We start from the raw sequence: 24834 nt of genomic DNA, 5'->3' as shown, positions 1-24834 counted from the left end.
CCGGTCGTGGTGGGCCTCGCGGGCGTCACCGCGGCCTTTGCGCCTGCCGCCGGGTGGTCCGGTGGCAGGCGCGCGGGCCGGCGGTCAGCTCTGGGCCAGCGTGACGCCCTGCTGCTGTGCCGCGTGGAAGTCGGGCAGCGGCAGGCCGCCCTGCAGACGCAGCTCCATGAGGGTGGCCTCGACCTGCGCCGTGCCCTTCTTCAGCACGTGGTTGCGCGGCTTGCCGGTGTTCTGCCAGCGGTGCTCCTTGCCGTCGCACACGGCACGGGAGCCGCCGATGCCGTACCGGACCGAGGGGTCCGCCTGGGTGATCGAGGAGCTGATGAAGACCGGTCCGCTGCTGTCGGCGCAGCGGTAGGTGCCGGTGAGGGTGACCGAGCCGTCGGGGCCGATCCGGCCCGCGGTGTCGACGGTGATCGACTCCTTGGTGTCGGCCGCCGCAGGCGTCGCGGGGACGACGGCGAGCAGGGCCAGCGCGACAGTGGCGGCCGCGCCGAGCGCAGGGCGCATGGACATGGGAGGACCTCCTGAAGTGGGGCTTCCACTGGTACCCGGCACCCGGGTCCGGGGGCGTGACCGTCACTCCTTCGGTGGCGAGTCCGCCCGGCCGTACGGGAACCGCCCGGGGGTTGTCCCCGTCTTGTCACGCTTCTCGGCGGTCCGTTCCCCCGTGTTCACGGCGGGAGCATGGTGTGAGCTGTACGGATGGTCCTACGACCGTTGAGGTGCGCCATGTGTTCCCACCAGCCTTCGTGCTCCCGGCCCGACGCCCGCGCCCCGCATGTCGTCGCGGCCCACCCCGAGCAGGGGTGGAGCCTGCTGTGCAGCGGCGCGATCGTCTTCGACGACACCGGCGCGCTGCTGCCCGACGGGCGCGTGGTCGCGCCGTGGCGTCAGGGCAGCACCGCGAACCCGTCGAGCTCCACCATCGCCGCCTCGTCCCACAGCCTCACGACCTCGACGACCGCCATCGCGGGGTAGTGCCGTCCGGCCAGGCTCCGCCAGACGCGGCCGAGTTCCGGGGCGTGTGCGCGGTAGGCGGCGACGTCCGTGGCGTAGACGGTGACGCGGGCGAGGTCGGCCGAGGTGCCGCCGGCGGCGCGCAGGGCGGTCAGCAGATTGCCGAGTGCCTGTGCGAACTGCTCGGGCAGGGTGTCGCCGGTGACCTTGCCGTCGGTGTCGAGGGCGGTCTGACCGGCCAGGAAGACCAGGCGGGAGCCGGTGGCGACGACGGCGTGCGAGAAGCCGGTGGCCGGGGAGAGGTCGGGCGGGTCGATGCGCTCGGCGGTCACGGTCGGGCCTCCAGGGTGGCGTACAACTCCTTGGCGATGATGCCGCGTTGGACCTCGCTCGCCCCTTCGTAGACACGCGGGGCGCGCACCTCGCGGTAGAGGTGTTCGAGCAGGTGCCCGCGGTGCAGCGCCCGCGCCCCGTGCAGCTGGACCGCCGCGTCGACGACGTACTGCGCCGTCTCGGTGGCGAGCAGCTTCGCCATCGCGGCCCGCTTCGGGACACCGTCCGCGCCTTCGTCGTACGCCGTCGCCGCCGCGTACACCATCAGGCGGGCCGCCTCGGTGCGCAGCGCCATCTCGGCGACCTGGTGGGCGACGGTCTGAAGGTCCTTCAGCTTGCCGCCGAAGGCGTCCCGCCCGGCGGTGTGCGCGAGGCTCGCGTCCAGGGCGGCCTGGGCCATCCCGACGGCGAAGGCGCCGACGCTGGGGCGGAACAGGTTCAGCGTGCCCATGGCGACCCGGAAGCCCCGGTCGGTCCCGCCGAGCACGTCGTCGGCGGTGACCGGCACGGCGTCGAAGTGCAGGGCGCCGATGGGGTGCGGGGAGAGCATGTCGAGCCCGGTGCCGGTGAGGCCGGCGCGGTCGGCCGGCACCAGGAACGCGGTGACTCCGCGGGCGCCCGCGCCCGGGGTCGTCCGTGCGAAGACGGTGTAGAAGTCGGCCTCGGGGGCGTTGGAGATCCAGCACTTCTCGCCGGTGAGCCGCCAGCGCCGGGAGCCGTCGGCCTCGGCGGACAGCGCGTCAGGCACGTCGCCGCCCGGCCCGGCGCGCACGGACAGCGCGTCAGGTACACCGCCGTCCGGCGCGGCGCGCAGGGACAGCGCCGCCGCGTCCGACCCCGCGCCCGGCTCGCTCAGGGCGAAGGCCGCGACCACGCTGCCCTCGCGCACCCCCGGCAGCCAGCGGTCGCGCTGGGCCGCTGTGCCGTGGGCGTGGACGGGGTGGGCACCCAGGCCCTGGAGGGCGAGGGCGGTCTCGGCCTCCGTGCAGGCGTAGGCGAGGGACTCGCGCATCAGGCAGAGGTCGAGCGCACCGGAGGTGAACAGTCGGTCCAGGAGGCCGAGTCGGCCGAGTTCGGTGACGAGGGGGCGGTTGACGTGGCCCGGTTCGCCCTTCTCGGCGAGCGGGCGCAGCCGTTCGGCGGCGAGGGTGCGCAGCTCGGCACACCGCGCCACCTGGTCCGGTTCGAGTGAGAATGCGGGCACTGCCGGTCCTCCCTCCGGAGCGGTCCCACCCGACGGTATCGCGCCCCGTTGACTGCCGTCACCAACACGATACGCTCCTCGTGCGAGCCCACCACGACGCCCACCAGGCAAGGGGGCGAACCGCCATGGACGACCGTCCGACCCGCTCCGGCCACGTCGACACCTTCGCGCGCGACCATCTCCCGCCGCGCGACCAGTGGCCCGAACTCCGCTTCGACCTGCCGGAGCTGCGCTACCCCGAACGGCTGAACTGCGCCGCCGACCTCCTGGACGGCCCGCCCGACGACCGCCCCGTGTTCCACACGCCGCAGGGCCCGGCCTGGACGTACGGCGAGCTGCGCGCCCGCGTCGACCGGCTCGCGCACGTCCTCACCACCGGCCTCGGGATCGCCCCCGGCAACCGTGTCCTGCTGCGCGGCCCGACCACACCGTGGCTGGCGGCCTGCTGGCTGGCGGTGCTGAAGGCGGGCGCGGTCGCCGTGACCGTGCTGGCCCAGCAGCGCCCGCACGAGCTGAGCACGATCTGCGGGATCGCCCGCGTCCGGCACGCGCTGTGCGACATCCGGGCCGTCGACGACCTGGCCAAGGCGGAGATACCGGACCTGCGGATCACGACGTTCGGCGGTGACACGCCCGACGACCTCCTGCACCTCCCGGCCCCCGCCGGCCCGTACCCGGCCGTGGACACCGCCGCGGACGACGTGGCGCTGATCGCGTTCACCTCCGGCACCACCGGACGCCCCAAAGGGTGCATGCACTTCCACCGGGACGTGCTGGCGATCGCGGACACCTTCTCGCGGTATGTGCTGCGCCCGCACAGCGACGACGTCTTCGCGGGCAGTCCCCCGCTCGGCTTCACCTTTGGTCTCGGCGGTCTGGTCGTCTTCCCGCTGCGGGCCGGCGCCGGTGCCCTGCTGCTGGAACAGGCGGGACCGAGACAGCTGTTGCCGGCGATCGCCGAGCACCGGGTGTCGGTGCTGTTCACCGCGCCGACCGCGTACCGGGCGATGCTCGGCGAGCTGGACGGGCACGACCTGACGTCCCTGCGGCGCTGTGTCTCGGCTGGTGAGAACCTGCCCGCGGCCACCTGGCGGGCCTGGCACGAGCGGACCGGGCTGCGCGTCATCAACGGCATCGGCGCCACCGAGCTGCTGCACATCTTCATCTCGGCGGCCGACGAGCACATCAGACCCGGGTCCACCGGCGTGCCCGTCCCGGGCTGGCACGCGCGCGTGGTCGACGCGCAGGGGCGGGAACTGCCCGACGGCGAGCCGGGACTGCTGGCGGTGCGCGGCCCCGTCGGCTGCCGGTACCTCGCCGACCCACGGCAGCGGGACTACGTGCGCGGCGGCTGGAACGTCACCGGCGACACCTATGTCCGTGAGCCCGACGGCTACTTCCGGTACGTCGCCCGCGCCGACGACATGATCATCTCGGCCGGGTACAACATCGCCGGACCCGAGGTCGAGGACGCGCTGCTGCGGCATCCGGACGTCCTGGAGGCGGCGGTCGTCGGCCGGCCCGACGAGGCGCGCGGCATGACGGTGGTGGCGTACGCCGTCCTCAAGGAGGGCGCCGAACGGGACGCGAACGCGCTGCGCGCCTTCGTCAAGTCCGAACTGGCGCCGTACAAGTGCCCTCGCGAGATCGTCTTCCTGGACGCCCTCCCGCGGACCGCGACCGGAAAGCTCCAGCGGTTCCGGCTGCGCACCGGAGGCGACCGGCAGTGATCCGCACGACCTAAGATGATCAACGTGTCCGACCAGCACGCACCCCGGTCCCTCATCGTCACGCTCTACGGCGCGTACGGCCGCTTCATGCCCGGTCCGGTACCGGTCGCCGAACTGATCCGGCTGCTGGCCGCGGTCGGCGTGGACGCGCCGTCGGTGCGCTCGTCGGTGTCCCGCCTCAAGCGCCGCGGTCTGCTCGTCCCGGCCCGCACCGGCCAGGGGGCGGCGGGTTACGAACTCTCCCCGGACGCCCGGCAGTTGCTGGACGACGGCGACCGGCGCATCTACGGCACCGCGCCGCCCGAGGACGAGGGCTGGGTGCTCGCGGTGTTCTCCGTGCCGGAGTCGGAACGGCAGAAGCGGCACGTGCTGCGCTCCCGCCTGGCGGGGCTCGGCTTCGGCACGGCCGCACCCGGCGTGTGGATCGCCCCGGCCCGGCTGCACGAGGAGACCCGGCACACCCTGCAACGGCTGCGCCTGGACCCCTACGTCGACCTCTTCCGCGGCCGGCACCTCGGTTTCGCGCCGACCGTCGAGGCGGTCGCCCGCTGGTGGGACCTGGCGGCGATCGCCAAGGAGCACGAGGCGTTCCTCGACCGGCACGCGCGCGTGCTGCGCGACTGGGAGCGGCGCGCGGACACCCCGCCCGAGGAGGCCTACCGGGACTACCTGCTGGCCCTGGACTCGTGGCGCCATCTGCCCTACCTCGACCCCGGACTGCCGGCCGGCCTGCTGCCCGGGAACTGGCCGGGCGTGCGGTCGGCGGCGGTGTTCCGGGGACTCCACGAACGACTGCGCGACGCAGGCGCGACCTTCGCAGGCCTCTGACCCCGCGCGGGCATCTGGGCGGCCGGGTTTCCGGGGCTCAGGTGCTCAGTGTCAGGCGGGGTTTGGGGGCGTCGGTGCGGCCGGTGCGGGGTGGGCGGCTGCCCGCCCGGTACGGGGCCGGCCAGGCGACGCCCGGACCGTCGTAACCCTGCTCGGCGGCGGCGTGCAGCGTCCAGTGCGGGTCGTACAGGTGCGGTCGGGCCAGCGCGCACAGGTCCGTACGGCCCGCCAGGATCAGGGAGTTGACGTCGTCCCAGGAGGAGATCGCGCCGACCGCCATCACCGGGACGCCCGCCTCGTGCCGGATCCGGTCCGCGTACGGCGTCTGGTACGACCGCCCGAACTCCGGCCGCTCCTCGGCCACCACCTGCCCGGTCGACACGTCGATCGCGTCCGCGCCGTGCGCGGCGAAGGCGCGGGCGACGGCGACGGCCTCCTCGGGCGTGGTGCCGCCCTCGGCCCAGTCGGTGGCAGAGATCCGCACGGTCATCGGCCGCTCCTCCGGCCACACGGCCCGTACGGCGTCGAACACCTCCAGCGGGAAGCGGAGCCGCCTCGCGAGCGAGCCGCCGTAGGCGTCGGTGCGCCGGTTGGTCAGCGGGGAGAGGAAACCGGAGAGCAGATAGCCGTGGGCGCAGTGCAGTTCGAGCAGGTCGAAGCCGGCCCGCGCGGCCCGCCAGGCGGCGGCGGTGAACTGTTCCCTTATGTCGGTGAGCTGGGCACGGGACAGCTCACGCGGCGTCTGGCTGCCGGGCCTGTACGGCAGCGGGGAGGCGGCCACGAGCGGCCAGTTGCCGTCGGGCAGCGGCTCGTCCATGCCCTCCCACATCAGCCGGGTCGAGCCCTTGCGCCCGCTGTGACCGAGTTGCACACCGATCCCGGTCCCGGGTGCCTGGCGGTGCACGAAGTCGGTGATCCGCCGCCAGGCCTCGGCCTGCTTGCCGGTGTACAGGCCGGCGCAGCCGGGGGTGATGCGGCCCTCGGGGCTCACGCACACCATCTCGGTCATCACCAGCCCGGCGCCCCCGAGCGCGCGGGCGCCGAGATGGACGAGGTGGAAGTCGCCGGGGACGCCGTCGACCGCCGAGTACATGTCCATCGGCGAGACGACGACCCGGTTGCGCAGGGTCATACCACGCAGCCGGAACGGGGTGAACATCGGGGGCGTGCCGGGCGGGCAGCCGAACTCGCGCTCCACGGCCTCGGTGAAGTGCGCGTCGCGCAGCCGGAGGTTGTCGTGGGTGACGCGGCGGCTGCGGGTGAGCAGGTTGAAGGCGAACTGCCGGGGCCGCTGCCCGAGGTGGGACGCGAGGTTCTCGAACCACTCCAGGCTGGCCCGGGCGGCACGCTGGGTGGAGGCGACGACGGGCCTGCGCTCCTCCTCGTACGCGGCCAGGGCCTCGTCGAGGGTGGGCCTTTCCTCCAGACAGGCCGCGAGGGCGAGGGCGTCCTCGACGGCGAGCTTGGTGCCGGAACCGATGGAGAAGTGGGCGGTGTGCGCGGCGTCGCCGAGAAGGACGACGTTGCCGTGCGACCAGCGGTCGTTGACGACCGTGCGGAAGGTGGTCCAGGTCGAGTTGTTGGACTGCAGCGGGCGGCCGCCGAGCGCGTCCGCGAAGATCTTCGCGCAGCGTTCGATCGACTCCCGCTCGCCGAGTTCGTCGAAACCGGCCGCGTGCCAGACCTCCTCGCGCATCTCGACGATCACGGTGGAGGCGTCGGGCGCGTAGGGGTAGCCGTGCAGTTGCATCACACCGTGCTCGGTCTCGGCGATCTCGAAGCGGAAGGCGTCGAAGGCGAAGTCGGCGGCGAGCCAGATGTACCGGCAGCGGTGCGCGGTGATGTGCGGCCGGAACACATCGGTGTGGGCCTCACGGGTGGCGCTGTGCACTCCGTCGGCGGCGATGACGAGGTCGTACGAGGCCGAGAGCGAGGCCGTGGCCGGCGCCTCGGCGCGGAAGCGGAGGTCGACGCCGAGTTCGCGGCAACGGTCGTGCAAGATCTCCAGGAGCTCTCTGCGGCCGAGGGCGGCGAAGCCGTGCCCCGAGGAGGTGTGGCGTTCTCCCCGGTGGGCGATGTCGATGTCGTCCCAGCGGACGAAGTGCTGTTGCAGGGCCTCGTGGACGACGGGGTCGGCGTGTTCGATGCCGCCGAGGGTCTCGTCGGAGAGGACCACGCCGAAGCCGAAGGTGTCCTCGGGGGCGTTGCGCTCCCAGAGGGTGATCTCACGCTCCGGGTCGAGGCGCTTCAGGAGGGCGGCGGCGTAGAGGCCGCCGGGGCCGCCGCCGATGATCGCGATGCGGCGGGGGTGGCTGGACCTCGCGGCCGGCCGCGGGTACGTCGTGGCTGGTCGCGCAGTTCCCCGCGCCCCTGAGGTGGGCATGCTCACCGTCCCTGCCATTTGGGCGGCCGCTTCTCCGTGAAGGCCGCGTGGAACTCCGCGTAGTCCTCGCCGTTCATGAGGAGTGCCTGCGTCGAGGCGTCCAGTTCGACCGAGGCCGCCAGCGGCATGTCCAGCTCGGCCGTCAGCAGGGCCTTCGTCTGGGCGTGGGCCAGCGCCGGGCCGTCGGCCAGGCGGCGGGCCAGCCGCTGGGCGGCCTCGTCGGCCCGGCCCTCGTCGGTCATCTCGCTGATCAGGCCGATGCGCTCGGCCTCGGGTGCCCGGACCGGTTCGCCGAGCATCAGCAGGCGGGTCGCGTGGCCCAGGCCGACGACCCGGGGCAGCAGGTAGGCGGCGCCCATGTCGCCGCCGGACAGGCCGACCCGGGTGAAGAGGAACGCGAAGCGGGAGGTGGGGTCCGCGACCCGGAAGTCGGCCGCGAGCGCGAGGACCGCCCCGGCGCCCGCCGCCACGCCGTGCACCGCCGCGATCACCGGGAACGGGCACTCCCGGATGGCGCGGACCACCTGGCCCGTCATCCGGTTGAAGTCCAGGAGCTGGGCGGTGTCCATGGACAGGGTGGCGCCGATGATCTCGTCGACGTCCCCGCCCGAGCAGAAGCCGCGTCCCTCGCCGGCCAGCACCAGGGCGCGCACGGACCGCTCCCGCGACAGCTCGGCGAGCAGGTCGCGCAGGTCGGCGTAGGCACCGAAGGTGAGGGCGTTGAGCTTGTCGGGACGGGCCAGTGTGACCGTGGCGACACCGTCGGCCCGGTCGACGCGCAGATGGCGCCAGGGCGAGGTGGGGGCGGCGGAGCCGGTGAAGGGACTCATGGGGTGCGGCCTCCTTGGGCGGGCACTGCCTCACTGACCTCTACCCGACGACGTTATCACTCATTCTTGACTGTCGTCAGGAGTGCGCGATAGGAGGAGCCGTACTGTTTGGCCTGGTCACAGGGGTTCGGTCGCGTCACACAGAAGTCACCGGACATCGATGACGCGGTAACAGCGGGAGCATCCGTGCCATCCCGTCCGTTCAGCTGGGTAGGCCGCACTCACGGGGCCCACGGTCCCGGGCGGTGCCCGTCGCGAGACCCCGCCGAGGGGCGCCGTACCATTTCTACGGTTGAACGCAGGACGACCTGAGGATCTCGGCACTCAGGAGATGCCTGCACCATGAACGGACTGGCCTTGCACGATCGCTTCTCAGCCCCCGCCTCCTGGCGCGTCGCGCTGCCGCATTCCACGGCGGCCGTGCCCGTGGCCCGCGCGCTGGTCCGTACGGCGCTCGCGGAGCTTCAGCACGGCGCGGACAGCGACACCGCCGAGCTGCTCACCGCCGAGCTGGTGGCCAACGCCGTGGAGCACACCACGGGCGACGCCCCGATAGAGCTGGTCCTGGAGCTGCTGCCGAGCGGCTGCAAGGTCGAGGTGCACGACCCCGACCCCGCGCCGCCCGGCAACCTCACCAGGCCCGCCGAGCGCGAGCCCGACCCCTGGCAGGAGCACGGGCGCGGCCTGCTGCTGATCCGCACGCTGAGCGCGGCCTGCGGTCACCGCCCCACCGAGTCCGGCAAGGCGGTGTGGTTCAGACTGCCTGTCGTACCGCGTCAGCGGCAGCCCCGGTACCAGCCGCGTCCGGCGTCGTGACCCGCGCCATTCGCGAGTTGCGGCGCCCGTACCCGAGGTAGCCGAGCAGCCCCACGGCGAGGAACACCGCGAACTGCGCCCAGGTCGTCCAGCCCGTCTCGTACATCAGGTACAGGCAGAAGCCGACGCCCAGCAGCGGCACCACGGGGTACAGCGGCACCCGGAAGGTGCGGGGCAGGTCCGGCTCGCGGCGGCGCAGGGCGATCACCGCCACGTTGACCACGGCCATGACGGCGAGCGTGCCGATGGTGCAGAGGTTGACCACCGCGTCCAGCGACGAGAAGGCCGCCGGGACCGCGAAGACGATCGCGATGATCAGGGTGCCCGCGACGGGCGTGGCCGTGCGCGGCGAGACCTTCTGGAAGACGCGCGGGACGAGACCGTCCCGGGACATCGACATCAGGATGCGGCTCTGGCCGTACATCACGGCGAGCACCACCGAGGCGATCGCGACGACCGCGCCGAAGGCGATGATCCCGCCGCCGATCCCGGAGCCGGTGACCCGGTCGACGACGTAGGACAGCGCGGCGGGCCGGCCGCCGACCGCGTCGCCGCCGACGGCACCGATCGCGGCGAGCGCGACCGCGCAGTACAGCACGGTGACCACGCCGATGCAGACGAGGATCGCCACCGGGATGTCCCGGCGCGGGTTCTTCGCCTCCTCGCCGGCGGTGGTGATCGCGTCGAAGCCGATGTAGGAGAAGAAGGCGGCGGTGGTGCCCGCGCCGATGCCGGCCAGTCCGGCCGGGGCGAACGGCACGAGGTTGCCGTCCTTGAAGGCGCTGAAGCCGATCGCGCAGAAGGCGACGAGGATGGCCAGCTTGAGCACGGCCATCGCGGCCGTGGCCCGGGCGCTCTCCCGCACGCCGCGCACCAGCAGGACGGCGGCCATGGCGATGACCAGGACGGCCGGCAGGTTGACGACACCGCCGTCGCCGGGGCTCGCGGAGAGCGCGGCGGGCAGCCGGAGGCCGATGAGACTGTCGAGGAGTTCGTTGACGTACTGGCTCCAGCCGACCGCGACGGCGGAGACCGAGACGCCGTACTCCAGGAGCAGGCACCAGCCGACCAGGAAGGCGGTGGTCTCGCCGAGCCCGGCGTAGGCGAAGGAGTACGAGGAGCCGGACACCGGGATCGCGCCGCCCAGCTCGGCGAAGGCGAACGCGGTGAACACGCAGGTGATCGCGGCCAGCACGAAGGAGACGACGACGGCGGGACCGGCCTGGGCGACCGAGTCGGACAGGCCGACGAAGATGCCGGTGCCGACGATCGCGCCGACGCCGAAGCAGATGAGCTGGAACAGGCCCATCGTGCGCTTGAGGCCGTGGCCCTCGCGGTCGGCGCCGGATTCGGCCACCAGGAGGGCGGGGGATTTGATGCGGGGCATGCGGGTGGTGCTCTTTCTGGGGACGGGGTGCGCCCGGATGGGGCGCGCGACGGCCGCGGAAGGGATGGCTCCGGGCCGCCGGTCAGCATAAGGCCTGATCAGAGGCGTTCCGTAGGAGACGGCTCACGCCAGGGTGGCGACCAGGACCGCCTTGATGGTGTGCAGCCTGTTCTCCGCCTGGTCGAAGACGACCGAGTGGGCCGACTCGAAGACCTCGTCGGTGACCTCCAGGGAGTCCAGCCCGTGCCGCTCGTGGATCTCGCGGCCGACCTTGGTGCCGAGGTCGTGGAAGGCGGGCAGGCAGTGCAGGAACTTCACGTCCGGGTGCCCGGTGGCGCGCAGCACGTCCATGGTCACGGCGTACGGGGCGAGCGCGGTGATCCGCTCGTCCCAGACCTCCTTGGGCTCGCCCATGGAGACCCAGACGTCGGTGGCGACGAAGTGGGCCCCGAGGACGCCCTCGGCCACGTCCTCGGTGAGGGTGATCCGCGCACCGCTCGTCTTGGCCAGCACGCGGGCCCGGTCGACGACCTCTTGGGCGGGCCAGTAGGACCTGGGGGCGACGATCCGTACGTCCATGCCGAGCAGGGCGCCCGTGACCAGGTAGGAGTTGCCCATGTTGAAGCGGGCGTCGCCGAGGTACGCGAACGCGGTCTCCGGCAGCGGCCCGGTGCCCTGCTCGGTCATGGTGAGGACGTCGGCGAGCATCTGGGTGGGATGCCAGTCGTCGGTGAGGCCGTTGAAGACCGGCACGCCGGCGAACGCCGCCAGCTCCTCCACTTTGGCCTGGCTGTCCCCGCGGTACTCGATCCCGTCGTACATCCGGCCGAGCACGCGGGCGGTGTCCTTCACCGACTCCTTGTGCCCGATCTGCGAACCGGAGGGGTCGAGGTACGTTGTCGAGGCCCCCTGGTCGGCCGCCGCCACCTCGAACGCGCAGCGGGTGCGCGTCGACGTCTTCTCGAAGATCAGCGCGATGTTGCTGCCGCGCAGATACTGGGTCTCGGTCCCGGCCTTCTTGGCGGCCTTCAGCTCGGCGGCCAGCTCGACCAGGCCGAGGAACTCCCGCTCGGTGAAGTCGAGCTCCTTGAGGAAGTGGCGGCCGGCGAGGGCGGTCGGGACTGTCGCCATGAGGGGCGCTCCAGAGGGACGGGGTCAGGGACAGGGCGCTGAAAGTCTATACGAAGTTCAGAATTTCTATACATCCCCTGTCTGCGCGCCGCCCTACCCGTGCAGCGCCTGTCTCCACGGCGTCACGCCTATACAGGGTCCCGCTGCACGGGGCAGCTCATGCAGCGCGGCCCCCCTCTTCCCCGCCCCAGCTCGCTGCCCGGGATCTCGATCACCTCGATGCCCTGCTTGCGCAGATGGGTGTTGGTGGTGGAGTTCCGTTCGTAGGCGACGACCACGCCCGGTTCGACGGCGAGCACGTTGCAGCCGTCGTCCCACTGCTCACGCTCGGCCGCGTGCACGTCCTGGGTGGCGGTCAGGACCCTGATCTCGCTGAGCCCGAGCGCGGCGGCGATCGCCCGGTGCATGTGCTCCGGCGGGTGGTCGGTGACCTTCAGCTCCTTCTCGCCGACGCCCGGCTCGATGGTGTACGAGCGCAGCATGCCGAGCCCGGCGTACTGGGTGAACACATCGCCGTCGACCATGGTCATCACCGTGTCGAGGTGCATCAGGGCGCGTCGCTTGGGCATGTCCAGGGCCACGATCGTCTCCGCGGAGCCCGCGGCGAACAGCTTGTGCGCCAGCATCTCGACGGCCTGCGGGGTGGTCCGCTCGCTCATGCCGATGAGCACGGCCCCGTTGCCGATCACGAGCACGTCCCCGCCCTCGATGGTCGACGGGTAGTCGGCCTGCCCCTCCGACCAGAGGTGGAACCTCTCGTCACGGAACAGCGGGTGGTGCCGGTAGATCGCCTCGAAGTGCACGGTCTCACGCTGCCGGGCGGGCCAGCGCATGGCGTTGATGGAGACGCCGTCGTAGATCCAGGCGGAGGTGTCACGGGTGAAGAGGTGGTTCGGCAGCGGTTCGAGCAGGAAGTCGTCGAGGTCCATGACGTGGAAGCGCACCGAGGTCGGCTCCGCGTGCGCGTCCAGGAACTCCCGTTTGGTCATCCCGCCGACCAGCGCCTCGGCCAGCTCCCGCGTGGGCAGCGCCTCGAAGGACGCCCGGAGGTGGTCCGTGGCCAGCGGGCCGTACTCCTTCTCGTCGAAGACCCGGTCCAGTACGAGCGTGCGGGCCGCCGGGATCTCCAGGGCCTCGACGAGCAGCTCGCCGAACAGGTGGACGGTGACACCGCGGTCGCGCAGCACGTCGGCGAACCCGTCGTGCTCGGCGCGGGCGCGGCGCACCCAGAGGACGTCGTCGAAGAGGAGGGCGTCCTTGTTGCTGGGGGTGAGCCTTTTGAGCTCTAGATCCGGCCGGTGCAGGATGACGCGGCGCAGCCGCCCGGCCTCGGAGTCGACATGGAATCCCATGCCTCCATCCTGACCATTCGCGCTCCTGTTCACCCCCTCTTTCGGCAGGTCGCCCCGGTGGCACGGAGCCGGACCGCGCTCAGGGCACGGTCCGGCTCACCGGCCGCGGACGGCTACAGCCGCGGGTCCACCGGCTCCGACTCCAGGGCCAGCACCCCGAACACCGCCTCGTGCACCCGCCACAGCGGCTCGCCCTCGGCCAGCCGGTCCAGGGCCTCCAGACCGAGCGCGTACTCGCGCAGCGCCAGCGACCGCTTGTGGTTCAGGAACCGCGCGCGCAGCCTGGCCAGGTTGTCCGGGCGCGTGTACTCGGGACCGTAGATGATCCGCAGGTACTCACGGCCGCGGCACTTGATGCCGGGCTGCACCAGGCGCCCCTGCTCGTCGCGCACCACGGCGCCGACGGGCTTGACGACCATGCCCTCGCCGCCCCGGCCGGTCATCTCCAGCCACCAGTCGACGCCGGCGCGCACCGACTCCGGGTCACCGGTGTCGACGTACAGCCGCCGGGTGGTCTGGAGCAGGCCGGTGCCGTCGTGCTCGACGAGGCGGTCGAGCAGGGCCAGTTGCCTGTCCTGCGGCAGGTCGGCGAGGCTGCGTCCCGGTGCGGCCAGGATCTGGAACGGGGCGAGGCGTACACCGTCCAGGCCCTCCGTGGCCCAGCAGTAGCGCCGGTACGCCTCGGTGAACGACGCGGCGTCGGCCGCCCGCTCCCGCTGGCGCGCCAGCAGCGGGCCGACGTCGACACCGCGCGCCGCGGCGCCCTCCAGAGCGGCCACCGCGCCCGGGAACACCGCCCCGGAGGCGGCGCCGACCGCCGCGTACTGACTGCGCAGCAGCCCGGACGCCTTCAGCGACCACGGCATGAGTTCCGCGTCGAGCAGCAGCCACTCGCCCGCGCCGGAGGCGCTGTCGGATGCGGCGAGCTCCGCGAACAGACCCGCCGACTCGGCCGCCGCCCGGAGCCGTCCCAGGATCTCCTCGGTGACCTGCTCGTCGTCGAAGAACGGGCGGCCGGTACGGGTGTAGAGCGACCCCGTGGGCCCGTCCACCCCGAAGCGCCTCCGCGCCGCCTCCGCGTCCCGGCACACGAGCGCCACCGCCCGCGAGCCCATGTGCTTCTCCTCGCACACGACGCGCGCGACACCGTCGTCCTTGTACTGCGCGAAGGCCTCCGCCGGGTGCTCCAGATAGCCCTCGACGCGCGAGGTGGCCGTCGGAGCCATCGTCGGCGGGAGGTACGGCAGCAGCCGCGGGTCGACCGCGAAGCGGCTCATGATCTCCAGGGCCGCCGCCGCGTTCTCCTCGCGCACCGAGATCCGCCCGGCGTACCGGGTCTCCACGACCCGCCGACCGTGCACGTCCGACAGGGCCAGCGGCCGCCCGTCCTGCCCGCCCGGCGCCTCGCTCCGCAGCGGCTTGGCCGGCTCGTACCACACCCGCTCGGCCGGTACGTCGACCAGCTCCCGCTCCGGCCAGCGCAGCGCGGTGAGCTTGCCGCCGAAGACGGCGCCGGTGTCCAGGCAGATGGTGTTGTTCAGCCAGGTGGCCTCCGGTACCGGGGTGTGGCCGTACACCACCGCCGCCCGGCCGCGGTAGTCCTCCGCCCACGGGTAGCGCACCGGCAGCCCGAACTCGTCGGTCTCGCCGGTCGTGTCCCCGTACAGGGCGTGGCTGCGGACCCGGCCGGAGGTGCGGCCGTGGTACTTCTCCGGCAGCCCCGCGTGACAGACGACCAGCTTTCCGCCGTCGAGGACGTAGTGGCTGACCAGTCCGTCGATGAACTCCCGTACCTCCCGCTTGAACTCCTCGCTCTCGTCCTGCATCTGGGCGACGGTCTCCGCGAGCCCGTGCGTCTGCTGGACCTTGCGCCCGCGCAGATGCCGCCCGTACTTGTTCTCGTGGTTGCCCGGCACGCAGAGCGCGTTGCCGGACTTCACCATCGCCATCACACGGCGCAGCACACCCGGGCTGTCCGGGCCACGGTCGACGAGGTCACCGACGAAGACGGCCGTCCGGCCGTCGGGGTGCGCCCCGTCGGCGTACCCCAACTTGCCCAGCAGCGAATCCAGTTCCGCCGCGCAGCCGTGGATGTCGCCGATGATGTCGAAGGGGCCGGTGAGGTGGGTGAGGTCGTTGAAGCGCTTCTCGGTGACCACCGTGGCGCTCTCGACGTCCGCCGCTCCGCGCAGGACGTGCACCTTGCGGAAGCCCTCACGCTCCAGGTGGCGCAGGGAGCGCCGGAGTTCGCGGATGTGCCGCTGGATCACCCGGCGCGGCATGTCGGCCCGGTCGGGGCGGGCCACGTTGCGCTCGGCGCACACCTCCTCGGGCACGTCCAGCACGATGGCGATGGGCAGCACGTCGTACTTCTTCGCCAGCTCGACCAGTTGCCGCCGGGCGTCCGGCTGGACGCTGGTCGCGTCGACGACCGTGCGGCGGCCGGCGGCGAGGCGCTTGCCCGCGATGTGGTGCAGGACGTCGAAGGCGTCGCGTGTGGCGCTCTGGTCGTTCTCGTCGTCGGAGACCAGGCCACGGCAGAAGTCCGAGGAGATGACCTCGGTGGGCTTGAAGTGCCTGCGGGCGAAGGTGGACTTGCCGGAGCCGGAGGCACCGACGAGGACCACGAGGGAGAGGTCGGTGACGGGCAGGATGCGCCCCACGGTGTCGGCGGTCATGCGGGCTTCTCCTCCTTCGCGGTGCCGAAGCCGGCTGTGTTCCTGGAGAACGTGGCCATCTGGGTGGGCGGTCCCACTTCGGGGTCGTCGGGCCCGACCGGACGGAACCCGACCTGGTATCCGTACCGTTCGGCGACGGACCGGGCCCAATCCTGGAACTCGGCGCGGGTCCACTCGAAGCGGTGGTCGCCGTGCCGGACGTGTCCGGCCGGGAGGGTCTCCCAGCGGACGTTGTACTCGACGTTCGGGGTGGTCACGAGGACCGTGCGGGGGCGGGCCGCGCCGAACACGGCGTACTCCAGGGCGGGCAGCCGGGGCAGGTCGAGGTGCTCGATCACCTCGCTGAGCACGGCGGCGTCGTAGCCCCCCAGCCGGTTGTCCGTGTAGGCGAGCGAACCCTGGAAGAGCTTCACCCGCGCGGCCTGCCGCTCACCCATCCGGTCCAGCTTCAGCCGCCGGGAGGCGATGGTCAGCGCCCGCATCGACACGTCGACGCCGACGATCTCGGTGAAGCGGACGTCCTTGAGCAGCGCCTGCACCAACTGGCCCTGACCGCAGCCGAGGTCGAGGACCCGGGCGGCACCCGCCTCATGGAGCGCGGCCACGATCGCCTCGCGCCGCTGCACGGCGAGCGGCGTGGGCTTCTCGGCCTCCTCCGTCTCGGCCCCGACCGCGTTGTCGATGGCCTCGACCTCGCTGTCGTCGGTCTCGGCCAGCCGCACCAGCTCGAGGCGTTCCCTCGCCTGGCGGGTCAGCGACCAGCGGCGCGAGAGGTAACGGCTGGTGATCAGCTTCTGCTCCGGGTGGTCGGGCAGCCAGCCCTCACCGGCCCGCAGCAGCTTGTCGACCTCGTCGGGGGAGACCCAGTAGTGCTTGGCGTCGTCCAGGACGGGGAGCAGGACGTACAGGTGGCGCAGGGCCGCGGCGAGGGTCAGCGCCTCGGACTCCAGCACGAGCCGCACGTACCGCGAGTCGCCCCACTGGGGGAACTCGGTGTCCAGCGGCACCGGATCGGCAGTCACCGTCCACCCGAGTGGCTCGAACAGCCCGCGTACGAGGGCGGGTCCGCCGCGGGCGGGCAGGGCGGGTATCTCGATGCGCAGCGGGAGCGGCTCGGCGGCGCGGTCGGGGCGGGCGTTGCACACCCCGCGCATCGCGCTGGAGAAGACTCCGCTCAGCGCTACGGCCAGCAGCGAGGAGGCCGCGTACGGGCGGTCGTTGACGTACTGCGCCAGGGCCGCGTCGGGGGCGCCGCCCCGGCCCTTGCCCTTGCCGCGCCGGACCAGTGCCACCGCGTCCACCTCCAGCAGCAGCGCCGCCGTGCAGCGGCGGGCGTCGGCCTCGGGGTAGAGGACGTGCGCCTTGCCGTAGGAGGTGGAGAACGCCTGCGCCTTGCCGGGATGCTTGTGCAGCAGGAACCCGAGGTCGGTCGCGGGGCGTTCTTGGGTACCGGTGGTACTGATCGTCAGGAACACGGTGGTTGCCTCGAAAGGGTTTGAAGTGCGGGTATGCGTGCCCGCGGGTTCCTGCCAACGTACCGACAACAAAGCCGGGCCACCTGGGATTTTCCGCTCGGCCCGGGTTCGGCTGTCACAGGGCTGTGACCGGAGGGGTGGCTTCCGTCACAGCTCCGCGGGGCCGGTACTGGTCGACTCGGCGGATGCGCCCCCTCCTTCTGCCCGTCTGCGCCCTGCTGCTGCTCACGGCGTGCGGCACCCAGCACGCCGGTTCGCCGAGCGGCGGTTCGGGCTCCCCCTGTCCCACCGACCCGTCGTGGACGGAGCGGGACGGCGTCAGGATCACCGGCCAGCGCGGCCCCGCGTGCGACCGTGTCGAGTTCGAGGTCACCCACGAAGGGGCCGAGGCCTTCACGTACACCGTCTCCTTCACCTTCGCGTCGGAGACCGGTGCCGCGATGTCCGGCGCGCAGGAGACCGTGGAGTCGGTCGAGCCGGGCCGGCCGGTGCGGCGGACCGTCACCCTGGCCGACGGGGAGCGCGTGTCGATCTCCAAGGTCAGGAGCGTCCCCGCCGACGAGGCCCCCTCCGAGACGGGCCCGTGCCCGGCCTCGGGGGTGCGGGTCCACGCCGATCAGGGCGACGCCGCGATGGGTCTGCGGGTCGTGGGGCTGCACCTGGAGAACTGCGGCAGCGAGCCGTACGCGCTCGACGGCTACCCGGAGATCGAGATCCTCGACGAGGAGCACCGGCCCGTCGACGGGGTGCGGATCCTGGACGGCGGGGACGCCATCGCCTCCGGCACGGGAGCCGACGCCCCGCCGCGGCCGCTGACCCTGGCGCCCGGCGAGCGCGCCAGGGCCGGCCTGGTCTGGCGCAACACCACGCAGTTCGGCGAGGCCGTCAACGCCCCCTACGCGCGGACCTGGGCGAAGCCCGGCGCGGCGCCCGTGACGGTGGTCCCGGAGCTGGATCTGGGGACGACGGGCAAGCTCGGGGTCGGCGCCTGGCAGAGGGACGAGCAGGAGCGGCAGCCGGAACGGCCGGTGAACTGATGGGCGACGGGCTCGTTCTCCTGCTCATCCTCGTCGTCGGCGCGGTCACCGCGTTCGGCCTGTGCGGCTACGGCTTCAGCACCCTCTCCGCGCACGGCGTGCGGCGGGCGGACCGCGTGACGCGGTTGCGCTCCGGCGCCGCCCTGGCCGGAGCCGCGGCCGCCATCATGTACACCTGGGGGTCGCTGCATGTGCTGAGCGACTACATGGAGGTGGAGGACAGCGGTACGGGATCCTCGCCGATCCGGCCCTGCCTCGCGGCCGGCGGCCCTGAGAAGGCCGCAGTGACCATGAGCGCCGACGTCCAGGTGATACCGCTCAGGCTGGTCTGCCACACGAAGACGGGCGAGAGCTATCCGACCGGCATGCCCGGATACATCAACCCCACCGCCGCCTTCCTCGCTCTGTCCAGCGTCCTGCTCGCCGTCGGCGCGGGGTACGCGTCCGAGCCGGAGACGCGCGAGCAGGGGCGAAGCGGGTGAGGGACGCGGCGGCGGGGCGGTCCGGACTCGCTCCTTACGGCAGTTGGGCCTGGACCTGGGCGGAGATCAGCTCCAGGTGGTCCAGGTCGGCGAGGTCGAGGACCTGGAGGTAGAGACGCCCGGAGCCGATCTCGGCGTAGCGGCCGATCTTGTCGACGACCTCGGCCGGGGAACCGGCAAGGCCGTTGAGCTTCAGCTCGTCGACCTCGCGGCCGATCGCGGCGGCGCGGCGGGCGACCTCCTGGTCGTCCCTGCCGACACAGACGACGAGGGCGTTGGAGTAGACGAGGTCGTCGCCCTTGCGGCCGGCCTCCTCGGCGGCGGCGCGCACCCGGCCGAACTGGCGCTCGCTGTCCTCGACGGAGGCGAACGGCATGTTGAACTCGTCGGCGTACTTCGCGGCCAGCTTGGGCGTTCGGGTCGCTCCGTGGCCGCCGACGAGGACGGGGATCTTCGGCTGGGTGGGCTTGGGCAGCGCGGGGGAGTCCTTGAGCTGGTAGTGCGTGCCGTGGAAGTCGAAGGTGCGGCCGGGCTCCGTGGCCCACAGCCCGGTGACGATCTCCAGTTGCTCCTCCAGGCGGCCGAACTTCTCCTTCGGGAAGGGAATGCCGTACGCCGCGTGCTCCTCCTCGAACCAGCCCGCGCCCAGGCCGAGTTCGACGCGGCCGCCGGACATCTGGTCGACCTGCGCGACCTGGATGGCGAGCACGCCGGGCAGTCGGAAGGTGCCGGCGGTCATCAGGGTGCCGAGCCGGATGCGCTGGGTCTCACGGGCCAGTCCGGCGAGGGTGATCCAGGCGTCGGTGGGGCCGGGCAGACCGTCCCCGGAGCCCATCTTCAGATAGTGGTCGGAGCGGAAGAAGGCGTCGAAGCCCAGGTCCTCGGTGGCCTTCGCGACGGTGAGCAGGGTGTCGTAGGTCGCCCCCTGCTGGGGCTCGGTGAAGATTCGAAGATCCATGACCCCATCCTGCCTGCTCGGGCGGCCGGGCACCGCATCGGTGCGGACCGCCGTCGCCCGGGGCGTGGCCGCGTCCCCGGCCAGGGTGAAACACGTCAACGCCGTGCACGGGTGCGCGCCCGCGCCAGTGACCGGCCCTGGTGGTGATCGTTGGCTCGGGCGGAGCCGGACCGCCCGGCGCCCGCACCGGCCGGTCGACGCCGGAGCGACACCCGTATCGGCCCTCCCGGGGCCAGGGCCGAGGAGGCCGTCATGTCCGAAGAGACCGCCCCGCAGCAGGGCGGGGGCGGGGCCCGGCCGAAGGGGCTGCTGCAGCAGATGGAGGAGCTGATGGCGGCGCTGAACGCGGACCTGTCGGCCCTCGACGCCGACCTCCAGGCAGCGGGCACGAACAGATCGACACCGCCGGCCGCGACCGAACGGATGTCTGAACCACCGGAGGGACCGGGACGGCCCTGAGGGACAGGGGGCTGCGCTGAGCGACGGGGGGCAGCGGCCGGGTACGGCGGACTCCGCCGACCGAGCCACGGCGACCGGGCGCGCCGCGCTCCGCCGACCGGAGCAGGACGGTCGCCCACACGCGTACCACAGCCCACAGCCGCCCACCCTGACCGGGTCGCAACGCCCAGCCGGCACGGGCGCGACGTTCAGGGCCCGCGCGTCGGTTGGGGTGTCCAGGGGCCGTCTGGTGGATCTTTCTCGGCGTCACGGGGTCGAAGGGGCCAGCCGTCCACCTCCGCCGGTCCCTCGTCCGGCGGGCGCGTCGCCGCGCCCTCGTCGAAAGAGCCGTCGGCGACGACCCGGTCGGGCCCCGGCCGGAACACCAGGCACAGACAGGCCCGGCTTCCGGGACGCCACAGCGCCACCGTGCTGCTGCGCGGGGTGGCCCCGCACCCGATCGTGCCGGTGCCCGAAACACCAGCCGTCGCCGTTCCGTCCGCCACCAGGCGGCGCACCCCGCGCCTGTCGCTCACAGCGGCACTTCAGAGTTGCCCGGCGTGCTTCAGCCCGCCTCCCGTGCGGGTACCGCCTGTTCCCGGTCGGCCAGTTTGCGGAGCATTTCCAGGACGCGGTCTCTCGACTCGTCCGCCGCGTCGATGGCTTCCATGCACTGCCAGTACGTCCCCTCGTCGGGGGCGGCGCAGGTGATGCCGACCAGGGCGATGCCCACCTCGCCGAGCAAACTGCCCAGGTGGAGCAAAGCCTGGCGGGCGTCGCCCAGCTCGGTGAGCTGGGCCGCGCGCAGCTCACCGGGTGCGAGCACCGGGGCGTCCAGCACGCCGCAGCCGCGACCCGCCAGCTCGGTCAACCCCAGCGCCTCACCGCGCAGTTCGGGCGGGCCGAAGACCGCGAGGCGGCTGCCGATCGCCTGCGCCAGAGCCTGCGCCTGCCACACCTCCGTCATGATCTCGGAGACCTCACCCCCTCCTGCCAGGGCACGCCTGCTCGTCAGGATGAGCCGCACCGCGTCCATGCGCTGCCCCCGTCTGTCCCGACGCGCTCTCGCCGCACGTCTGACCGAACTCCCTTGTTCACTACCCAGCGTGAGGTCCCCTGAGACGAAAAGCCAGTGGAAGACCGAAATCTGTGGACAACAATTCGGATTCAGTTCGGGATTCATATACGTAGAGTGAAAGCGGACTGCCACCCTCCCACTGGCGGACCGCCGGATTCCGCCACAGCTCACGGACCCTCCGGCGCCGGGAACCTCTCCTCGTTGCGGTCGATCTTCGCCGCGAGCGCGGCCAACGGGTCGATGCCGAGCACCTCGCACAGCTGGAGCAGATACGCCAGCACGTCGGCGACCTCGTCCCTGACGCGATGGGCGGACTCGGCGTCGGTCATGACCTGCGCCGACTCCTCGGGCGTCAACCACTGGAAGATCTCGACAAGTTCGGAGGCCTCGACGCTGAGGGCGGCGACCAGGTTCTTGGGCGTGTGGTACGGCTGCCAGTCGCGCGCGGCGGCGAACGCGGCGAGCCGGCGCTGAAGGGTGGCGAGATCCGGCGGTTCGGGATGCTCCGACTGTGCTGTCACGGCTCCAGGTGTACCACCGTGATCCCGTCCTCCCCCGCCGCCCACGACGCGTCGCTGACCGCACCGACCCAGCGGATGTGCCCGCGCTCCCCCATCCGGGCCGCCAGCCGCAGCAGTTCGGTGCGCTGCGGCACGTCCAGCGCGCGGTCGAAGCCGTCGGCCAGCACTGTGAGCGTCTGGAGCGCGGCGGGCACCTCGCCGGCCGGGTCGACCTCCAGGACGCCGGGCCCGGTGAGCAGCACCAGGGCGAGCGCCAGATATCTCAACTCCCCGTCCCCGAGCCGTCCGAAGCCGGTCCGGTATCCGTCGCCCCGGTCGAGGCTCCCCAGGATCGTGCCGTCGGCGGCCGCCTCGGCGAGCACGTCCGTGACGTTCCCGGCGCAGCCGGCCCGTACCGCCGCGACGAACAGCCCGTGCCGTCGCGCACACTCCTCGCGGGTGCGCGTGAGGACGCCCGCGAGGTTGCCGCAGCCGCCGAGAAGGCGCCCGGCGCCGGCCGGTGCCGGGACACGCATCCGCTCGGGCAGCGGATCGCAGACGAACACCGACCGCAGCGCCACCACCATCTGCTCCGCGGCGGCGAGCACTTGCCGCTGCCCGTCGGTCTTGCCCGCCACCCGCAACGGCAGCAACGCGGTACCGAGCCGGTCGTCGGGCAGCGGGGCCCGCGTCACCGGCACCGATCCCCCGTTGTGCCACGCGGCCTGCACGGCACGCCGTCCCGGATCGCGCAGCGCGGTCTCCAGCAGCACCATCCGCCCGGACGTCAACCGCTCGCCGACGACACGCAGTTCGGGCTCGGCCTGTACGGCGATGTCGAGCCGCACCGGGCCCTCGGGACCGTCCGCCGTACAGCCGATCCGGAAACCGCGGCGCCGCTGGGCGTCCGGCCGCGCCCGCTCCGGCACACAGGCAGCCGGATCCGGGAACACCTCCCCGAGCGGGGCCCCGCCGCCGAGCCGGGCCAGCGCCTCGTAGGCCCGCAGCGCGGTCGTCTTGCCGGAACCGCTCGGCCCGGCCAGCAGCGTGCACGGCCCGAGCGGGAACCCGGCGCCGCGGTGCCCGGCGAACGCGGACAGCCGCAACTCCGTGACGCACGGCCGCTCCGGACATCCCGGGGCGGCGGGCGGGTGGGGAGGCGTGGGGGGCGGGGTGATGGGAGGCGCGGCCATGTCCGGACCGTAGGAGACCGCGAGACGGCCGAACCGTTCCGCCTGACGGACCTTCCTACGATCGGGCGACGCCGGCCTGCCCCCGGGCACACCTCGCGGATGCCCCTGCTCACCTCGGGGGCCCCGGCACACCTCGCGGACGCCGCTGCTCACCTCGGGGCATCCCGGCATACCTCGCGGACGCCCTGCTCACGTCGCGGGACGCGCCCGCGTCCTCGGGGTGCCTCTACATTCCCGTGACGCCCGCCGCTCCCTCCATCAACCCCTGGACCTCGGTCCCGGGCGGGGTCAGCAGGAACACGTTGCGGTCCACCCGGTGCATCCCGCTGGCCCGGCCGAAGACGACGCCGGTGCTGAAGTCCAGAACACGCTTGGCCACGTCCGTCTCGGCGCCGGTGAGGTCGAGGAGGACCGGGATACCGGCCATCAGGGTCTCGGCGACCTCACGGGCGTCCGCGAAGACGTTGACACGCAGGACCACGAAACGGCGGCGGGCCTCGGTCGGCGCTTCCGGCAGGGCACGGTGGCCCACCGCGGACGGCCAGGCGTCACGGCCCCGCAACGGCACGACCTGGGCGAGCCCTTCCCACTGTTCATCGGTGACGTCGTGGCTGTTCACCGGCTCCCCCCGATCTGCCTCGCACTCATCGCCTGCACCGCCCAATTCTTACGCCATGTCACCCGTTCGGCCGAACAGCGACACGGTCGGCGACGGCGAAGCAGCTGTTTCTTCGCGTGTCACCCGCCTCAGTCCGCGCGCGTGAAGCGGAGCGACGCCTCGATCGTGGTCAGGCCGCGGATCATCCCCATCTGGTTGCCCGCGACCCCGAACTCGTGGCGGTCCACGGTGAATTCCACGTCCAGCGTCACCGTACCGGCGTCGGCGCCCACGACGCGGGCGGTGAGGGTCAGCGGCCGGCTGACGCCGCGCACGGTCAGTTCCCCGGTGACGTGCGCGGCGCCCTCACCACGCAGCCGGGCCTCACCGACGACGAAGGTGATCTCCGGGTGCTTGCCGGCGTCCAGGAAGTCGGCGGACTTCAGGTGCTCGTCACGCTTGCCGTTCCTCGTGTCCAGGGAGGTCGCGTCCAGGGTGACGGTGCCGGTGGCCGAGCCGTCCGCCCCGACCTCGCCCCGGCCGCCGACGGCGGCGAGGGCGCCCTTGACGGTGGCCAGACCCCACAGCGTCTTGTGTCGCAGCGCGACGGTGGAGGCGGTGGTGTCGAGCTGCCAGAGGCCGGTTTCCACGGTGACGGTCATGGTGGTTCTCCTGTCGATCGAGCACTCGGCAAGTACTCCAAATTTGGATGACCACACGCTAACCGACTGTTCAAATCTGAACAACCAATCGGGGCGACCGCTCCGGCGCACCCTCATCCAAATTTGGACAACAGGTACACTCGACCCTATGACCGCGTCCTCCGAGCCGCCCGCCGACCTGCGCTCCTGCCCGTCCGCGCAGGGCGACGGACTGCTGCCGCCCGAGCTGCGGGCGTGGATGCGACTGCTGGCGGCGACGGGGGCCGTGGAGCAGCGGCTGCGGTCCGTCGTGAAGGAGCGTCTCGATGTCTCCCATGACGAGTTCCTGGTGCTATGCCTGCTGGCCGAGCAGCCGGAGGGCGGCCTGCGGATGACGCGGGTCGCGGAGCTGCTGGGCCGCCCCAAGACCCGGCTCACGTACCAGATCGCCTGCCTCCAGCGCGCCGGGCTCGTCACCCGCCGCTCGGTCTGCGGTGACAAGCGCGGCATCGAGGTCGCCCTCACGGACAAGGCCCGCCGGCTCCTGGAGGAGACGTCCGGCGTCCTGGCCGCGACGGTCACCGAGGCGCTGGCCGCGTTCATGGGCCCGGCCGAACGCGAGGCGGTGCGCGGCCTGCTGCCGGGCCTCGGCGAGGACTGAACGGCGGACGGACGCCTCCGGGACCGGACGGTGACCAAGGGCGGGCGACGAGGCGCCGGGCGGGGCGCGGCCGGGTACGGCGGGCCGTTGTCAGTGGCCCCGGCTAGGGTGCGGAGCAATGACCGTCCGCTCCCTTCGGGA

Annotated in this window: 23 protein-coding genes and 1 pseudogene; 8 read left to right on the top strand and 16 right to left on the bottom strand. The window is 72.6% G+C overall.

What is annotated here, in order from left to right; translation table 11 throughout:
• Window positions 1-84 precede the first annotated feature (84 nt).
• On the bottom strand, window positions 85-516 hold the full coding sequence (locus ACFV6X_RS23860) for a DUF6299 family protein (protein ID WP_385386537.1): 432 nt from the start codon (window positions 514-516) through the stop codon (window positions 85-87).
• Window positions 517-732: 216 nt separating this feature from the next.
• Between ACFV6X_RS23860 and ACFV6X_RS23855 the strand changes: the two are divergent.
• Window positions 733-894: pseudogene (locus ACFV6X_RS23855) on the top strand (DUF5999 family protein); the annotation flags it as partial.
• On the opposite strand, the gene ACFV6X_RS23850 reads toward ACFV6X_RS23855, so the two are convergent.
• Together ACFV6X_RS23850 and ACFV6X_RS23845 are read right to left on the bottom strand one after the other, a co-directional pair.
• The gene (locus tag ACFV6X_RS23850; protein WP_385386535.1) at window positions 894-1292 is read right to left on the bottom strand and encodes a RidA family protein; all 399 of its coding nucleotides are present in this window, start codon (window positions 1290-1292) and stop codon (window positions 894-896) included. The pseudogene ACFV6X_RS23855 and the gene ACFV6X_RS23850 overlap by 1 nt on opposite strands.
• Complete coding sequence (locus ACFV6X_RS23845) at window positions 1289-2497, bottom strand: acyl-CoA dehydrogenase family protein (protein ID WP_385386533.1); 1209 nt, start codon at window positions 2495-2497, stop codon at window positions 1289-1291. The genes ACFV6X_RS23850 and ACFV6X_RS23845 overlap by 4 nt, the downstream gene beginning before the upstream one ends.
• Window positions 2498-2622: 125 nt before the next feature.
• Here ACFV6X_RS23845 and ACFV6X_RS23840 point away from each other — a divergent pair, with 125 nt between their 5' ends.
• Together ACFV6X_RS23840 and ACFV6X_RS23835 are read left to right on the top strand one after the other, a co-directional pair.
• Window positions 2623-4227, top strand: coding sequence for an AMP-binding protein (locus ACFV6X_RS23840; RefSeq protein WP_385386531.1), 1605 nt, complete (start codon window positions 2623-2625; stop codon window positions 4225-4227).
• Window positions 4228-4242: 15 nt separating this feature from the next.
• On the top strand, window positions 4243-5055 hold the full coding sequence (locus ACFV6X_RS23835; RefSeq protein ID WP_385386529.1) for a PaaX family transcriptional regulator C-terminal domain-containing protein: 813 nt from the start codon (window positions 4243-4245) through the stop codon (window positions 5053-5055).
• 37 nt (window positions 5056-5092) lie between these two features.
• Here ACFV6X_RS23835 and ACFV6X_RS23830 read toward each other — a convergent pair whose 3' ends face one another.
• Both ACFV6X_RS23830 and ACFV6X_RS23825 read right to left on the bottom strand, forming a co-directional pair.
• On the bottom strand, window positions 5093-7456 hold the full coding sequence (locus tag ACFV6X_RS23830; RefSeq protein WP_385386527.1) for a bifunctional salicylyl-CoA 5-hydroxylase/oxidoreductase: 2364 nt from the start codon (window positions 7454-7456) through the stop codon (window positions 5093-5095).
• Window positions 7441-8268: an enoyl-CoA hydratase family protein gene (locus ACFV6X_RS23825; RefSeq protein ID WP_385386525.1), complete on the bottom strand. Its 828-nt coding sequence runs from the start codon at window positions 8266-8268 to the stop codon at window positions 7441-7443. Before ACFV6X_RS23825 ends, ACFV6X_RS23830 begins: the two co-directional genes overlap by 16 nt.
• A 342-nt stretch (window positions 8269-8610) precedes the next feature.
• Here ACFV6X_RS23825 and ACFV6X_RS23820 point away from each other — a divergent pair, with 342 nt between their 5' ends.
• A complete protein-coding gene (locus tag ACFV6X_RS23820) occupies window positions 8611-9084 on the top strand; it encodes an ATP-binding protein (protein WP_385386523.1) in 474 nt (157 codons plus the stop codon).
• On the opposite strand, the gene ACFV6X_RS23815 is transcribed toward ACFV6X_RS23820, so the two are convergent.
• From ACFV6X_RS23815 to ACFV6X_RS23795, 5 genes are all read right to left on the bottom strand, one after another.
• On the bottom strand, window positions 9023-10471 hold the full coding sequence (locus ACFV6X_RS23815) for an amino acid permease (RefSeq protein ID WP_385386522.1): 1449 nt from the start codon (window positions 10469-10471) through the stop codon (window positions 9023-9025). The genes ACFV6X_RS23820 and ACFV6X_RS23815 overlap by 62 nt on opposite strands.
• Window positions 10472-10594: 123 nt before the next feature.
• A complete protein-coding gene (argF, locus tag ACFV6X_RS23810) occupies window positions 10595-11602 on the bottom strand; it encodes an ornithine carbamoyltransferase (protein ID WP_385386520.1) in 1008 nt (335 codons plus the stop codon).
• 128 nt (window positions 11603-11730) lie between these two features.
• Window positions 11731-12954 carry an arginine deiminase gene (locus ACFV6X_RS23805; RefSeq protein WP_365452701.1) on the bottom strand — a complete coding sequence of 408 codons (1224 nt, stop codon included), beginning with the start codon at window positions 12952-12954 and terminating at the stop codon, window positions 11731-11733.
• A 113-nt stretch (window positions 12955-13067) separates the two neighbouring features.
• Window positions 13068-15632: a polynucleotide kinase-phosphatase gene (locus ACFV6X_RS23800; protein WP_385386518.1), complete on the bottom strand. Its 2565-nt coding sequence runs from the start codon at window positions 15630-15632 to the stop codon at window positions 13068-13070.
• Window positions 15629-17107 carry a 3' terminal RNA ribose 2'-O-methyltransferase Hen1 gene (locus ACFV6X_RS23795; protein WP_385386516.1) on the bottom strand — a complete coding sequence of 493 codons (1479 nt, stop codon included), beginning with the start codon at window positions 17105-17107 and terminating at the stop codon, window positions 15629-15631. The genes ACFV6X_RS23800 and ACFV6X_RS23795 overlap by 4 nt, the downstream gene beginning before the upstream one ends.
• Window positions 17108-17292: 185 nt before the next feature.
• Between ACFV6X_RS23795 and ACFV6X_RS23790 the strand changes: the two genes are divergently transcribed.
• Entirely contained in the window at window positions 17293-18144 is an 852-nt protein-coding gene (locus tag ACFV6X_RS23790; RefSeq protein ID WP_385386514.1) for a DUF4232 domain-containing protein, read from the top strand.
• A complete protein-coding gene (locus tag ACFV6X_RS23785) occupies window positions 18144-18626 on the top strand; it encodes a hypothetical protein (RefSeq protein WP_385386513.1) in 483 nt (160 codons plus the stop codon). The genes ACFV6X_RS23790 and ACFV6X_RS23785 overlap by 1 nt, the downstream gene beginning before the upstream one ends.
• A gap of 34 nt (window positions 18627-18660) precedes the next feature.
• Here ACFV6X_RS23785 and ACFV6X_RS23780 read toward each other — a convergent pair whose 3' ends face one another.
• Window positions 18661-19584 carry an LLM class F420-dependent oxidoreductase gene (locus ACFV6X_RS23780; RefSeq protein WP_385386511.1) on the bottom strand — a complete coding sequence of 308 codons (924 nt, stop codon included), beginning with the start codon at window positions 19582-19584 and terminating at the stop codon, window positions 18661-18663.
• 252 nt (window positions 19585-19836) lie between these two features.
• Between ACFV6X_RS23780 and ACFV6X_RS23775 the strand changes: the two genes are divergently transcribed.
• A complete protein-coding gene (locus ACFV6X_RS23775) occupies window positions 19837-20043 on the top strand; it encodes a hypothetical protein (RefSeq protein ID WP_385386509.1) in 207 nt (68 codons plus the stop codon).
• Between the two features lie 544 nt (window positions 20044-20587).
• Here the strand turns inward: ACFV6X_RS23775 and ACFV6X_RS23770 are convergent.
• The 5 genes from ACFV6X_RS23770 to ACFV6X_RS23750 form a co-directional block, all read right to left on the bottom strand.
• Complete coding sequence (locus ACFV6X_RS23770) at window positions 20588-21058, bottom strand: DUF6099 family protein (RefSeq protein WP_365452687.1); 471 nt, start codon at window positions 21056-21058, stop codon at window positions 20588-20590.
• A 209-nt stretch (window positions 21059-21267) separates the two neighbouring features.
• On the bottom strand, window positions 21268-21621 hold the full coding sequence (locus ACFV6X_RS23765; RefSeq protein WP_385386507.1) for a nucleotide pyrophosphohydrolase: 354 nt from the start codon (window positions 21619-21621) through the stop codon (window positions 21268-21270).
• Window positions 21618-22793: an AAA family ATPase gene (locus ACFV6X_RS23760; protein WP_385386505.1), complete on the bottom strand. Its 1176-nt coding sequence runs from the start codon at window positions 22791-22793 to the stop codon at window positions 21618-21620. Before ACFV6X_RS23760 ends, ACFV6X_RS23765 begins: the two co-directional genes overlap by 4 nt.
• Window positions 22794-23019: 226 nt before the next feature.
• Complete coding sequence (locus ACFV6X_RS23755; RefSeq protein ID WP_385386504.1) at window positions 23020-23412, bottom strand: cell division protein SepF; 393 nt, start codon at window positions 23410-23412, stop codon at window positions 23020-23022.
• A 128-nt stretch (window positions 23413-23540) separates the two neighbouring features.
• Entirely contained in the window at window positions 23541-24053 is a 513-nt protein-coding gene (locus ACFV6X_RS23750; protein ID WP_385386502.1) for a YceI family protein, read from the bottom strand.
• A gap of 148 nt (window positions 24054-24201) precedes the next feature.
• Between ACFV6X_RS23750 and ACFV6X_RS23745 the strand changes: the two genes are divergently transcribed.
• Complete coding sequence (locus tag ACFV6X_RS23745; RefSeq protein ID WP_385386500.1) at window positions 24202-24693, top strand: MarR family winged helix-turn-helix transcriptional regulator; 492 nt, start codon at window positions 24202-24204, stop codon at window positions 24691-24693.
• Window positions 24694-24834 lie beyond the last annotated feature (141 nt).

The organism is Streptomyces sp. NPDC059861 (genome assembly GCF_042731435.1).
Classification (GTDB): Bacteria; Actinomycetota; Actinomycetes; order Streptomycetales; family Streptomycetaceae; genus Streptomyces.
This window is presented reverse-complemented; position numbering and strand designations above follow the sequence as displayed.

Excerpts from the sequence above, each read along its gene's own strand:
- ACFV6X_RS23860 (WP_385386537.1), bottom strand. The coding sequence starts at position 516 with ATGTCCATGCGCCCTGCGCTCGGCGCGGCCGCCACTGTCGCGCTGGCC.
- ACFV6X_RS23840 (WP_385386531.1), top strand. The coding sequence starts at position 2,623 with ATGGACGACCGTCCGACCCGCTCCGGCCACGTCGACACCTTCGCGCGC.
- ACFV6X_RS23835 (WP_385386529.1), top strand. The coding sequence starts at position 4,243 with ATGATCAACGTGTCCGACCAGCACGCACCCCGGTCCCTCATCGTCACG.
- ACFV6X_RS23830 (WP_385386527.1), bottom strand. The coding sequence starts at position 7,456 with ATGGCAGGGACGGTGAGCATGCCCACCTCAGGGGCGCGGGGAACTGCG.
- ACFV6X_RS23825 (WP_385386525.1), bottom strand. The coding sequence starts at position 8,268 with ATGAGTCCCTTCACCGGCTCCGCCGCCCCCACCTCGCCCTGGCGCCAT.
- ACFV6X_RS23820 (WP_385386523.1), top strand. The coding sequence starts at position 8,611 with ATGAACGGACTGGCCTTGCACGATCGCTTCTCAGCCCCCGCCTCCTGG.
- ACFV6X_RS23815 (WP_385386522.1), bottom strand. The coding sequence starts at position 10,471 with ATGCCCCGCATCAAATCCCCCGCCCTCCTGGTGGCCGAATCCGGCGCC.
- argF (WP_385386520.1), bottom strand. The coding sequence starts at position 11,602 with ATGGCGACAGTCCCGACCGCCCTCGCCGGCCGCCACTTCCTCAAGGAG.
- ACFV6X_RS23805 (WP_365452701.1), bottom strand. The coding sequence starts at position 12,954 with ATGGGATTCCATGTCGACTCCGAGGCCGGGCGGCTGCGCCGCGTCATC.
- ACFV6X_RS23800 (WP_385386518.1), bottom strand. The coding sequence starts at position 15,632 with ATGACCGCCGACACCGTGGGGCGCATCCTGCCCGTCACCGACCTCTCC.
- ACFV6X_RS23790 (WP_385386514.1), top strand. The coding sequence starts at position 17,293 with ATGCGCCCCCTCCTTCTGCCCGTCTGCGCCCTGCTGCTGCTCACGGCG.
- ACFV6X_RS23785 (WP_385386513.1), top strand. The coding sequence starts at position 18,144 with ATGGGCGACGGGCTCGTTCTCCTGCTCATCCTCGTCGTCGGCGCGGTC.
- ACFV6X_RS23780 (WP_385386511.1), bottom strand. The coding sequence starts at position 19,584 with ATGGATCTTCGAATCTTCACCGAGCCCCAGCAGGGGGCGACCTACGAC.
- ACFV6X_RS23775 (WP_385386509.1), top strand. The coding sequence starts at position 19,837 with ATGTCCGAAGAGACCGCCCCGCAGCAGGGCGGGGGCGGGGCCCGGCCG.
- ACFV6X_RS23770 (WP_365452687.1), bottom strand. The coding sequence starts at position 21,058 with ATGGACGCGGTGCGGCTCATCCTGACGAGCAGGCGTGCCCTGGCAGGA.
- ACFV6X_RS23760 (WP_385386505.1), bottom strand. The coding sequence starts at position 22,793 with ATGGCCGCGCCTCCCATCACCCCGCCCCCCACGCCTCCCCACCCGCCC.
- ACFV6X_RS23750 (WP_385386502.1), bottom strand. The coding sequence starts at position 24,053 with ATGACCGTCACCGTGGAAACCGGCCTCTGGCAGCTCGACACCACCGCC.
- ACFV6X_RS23745 (WP_385386500.1), top strand. The coding sequence starts at position 24,202 with ATGACCGCGTCCTCCGAGCCGCCCGCCGACCTGCGCTCCTGCCCGTCC.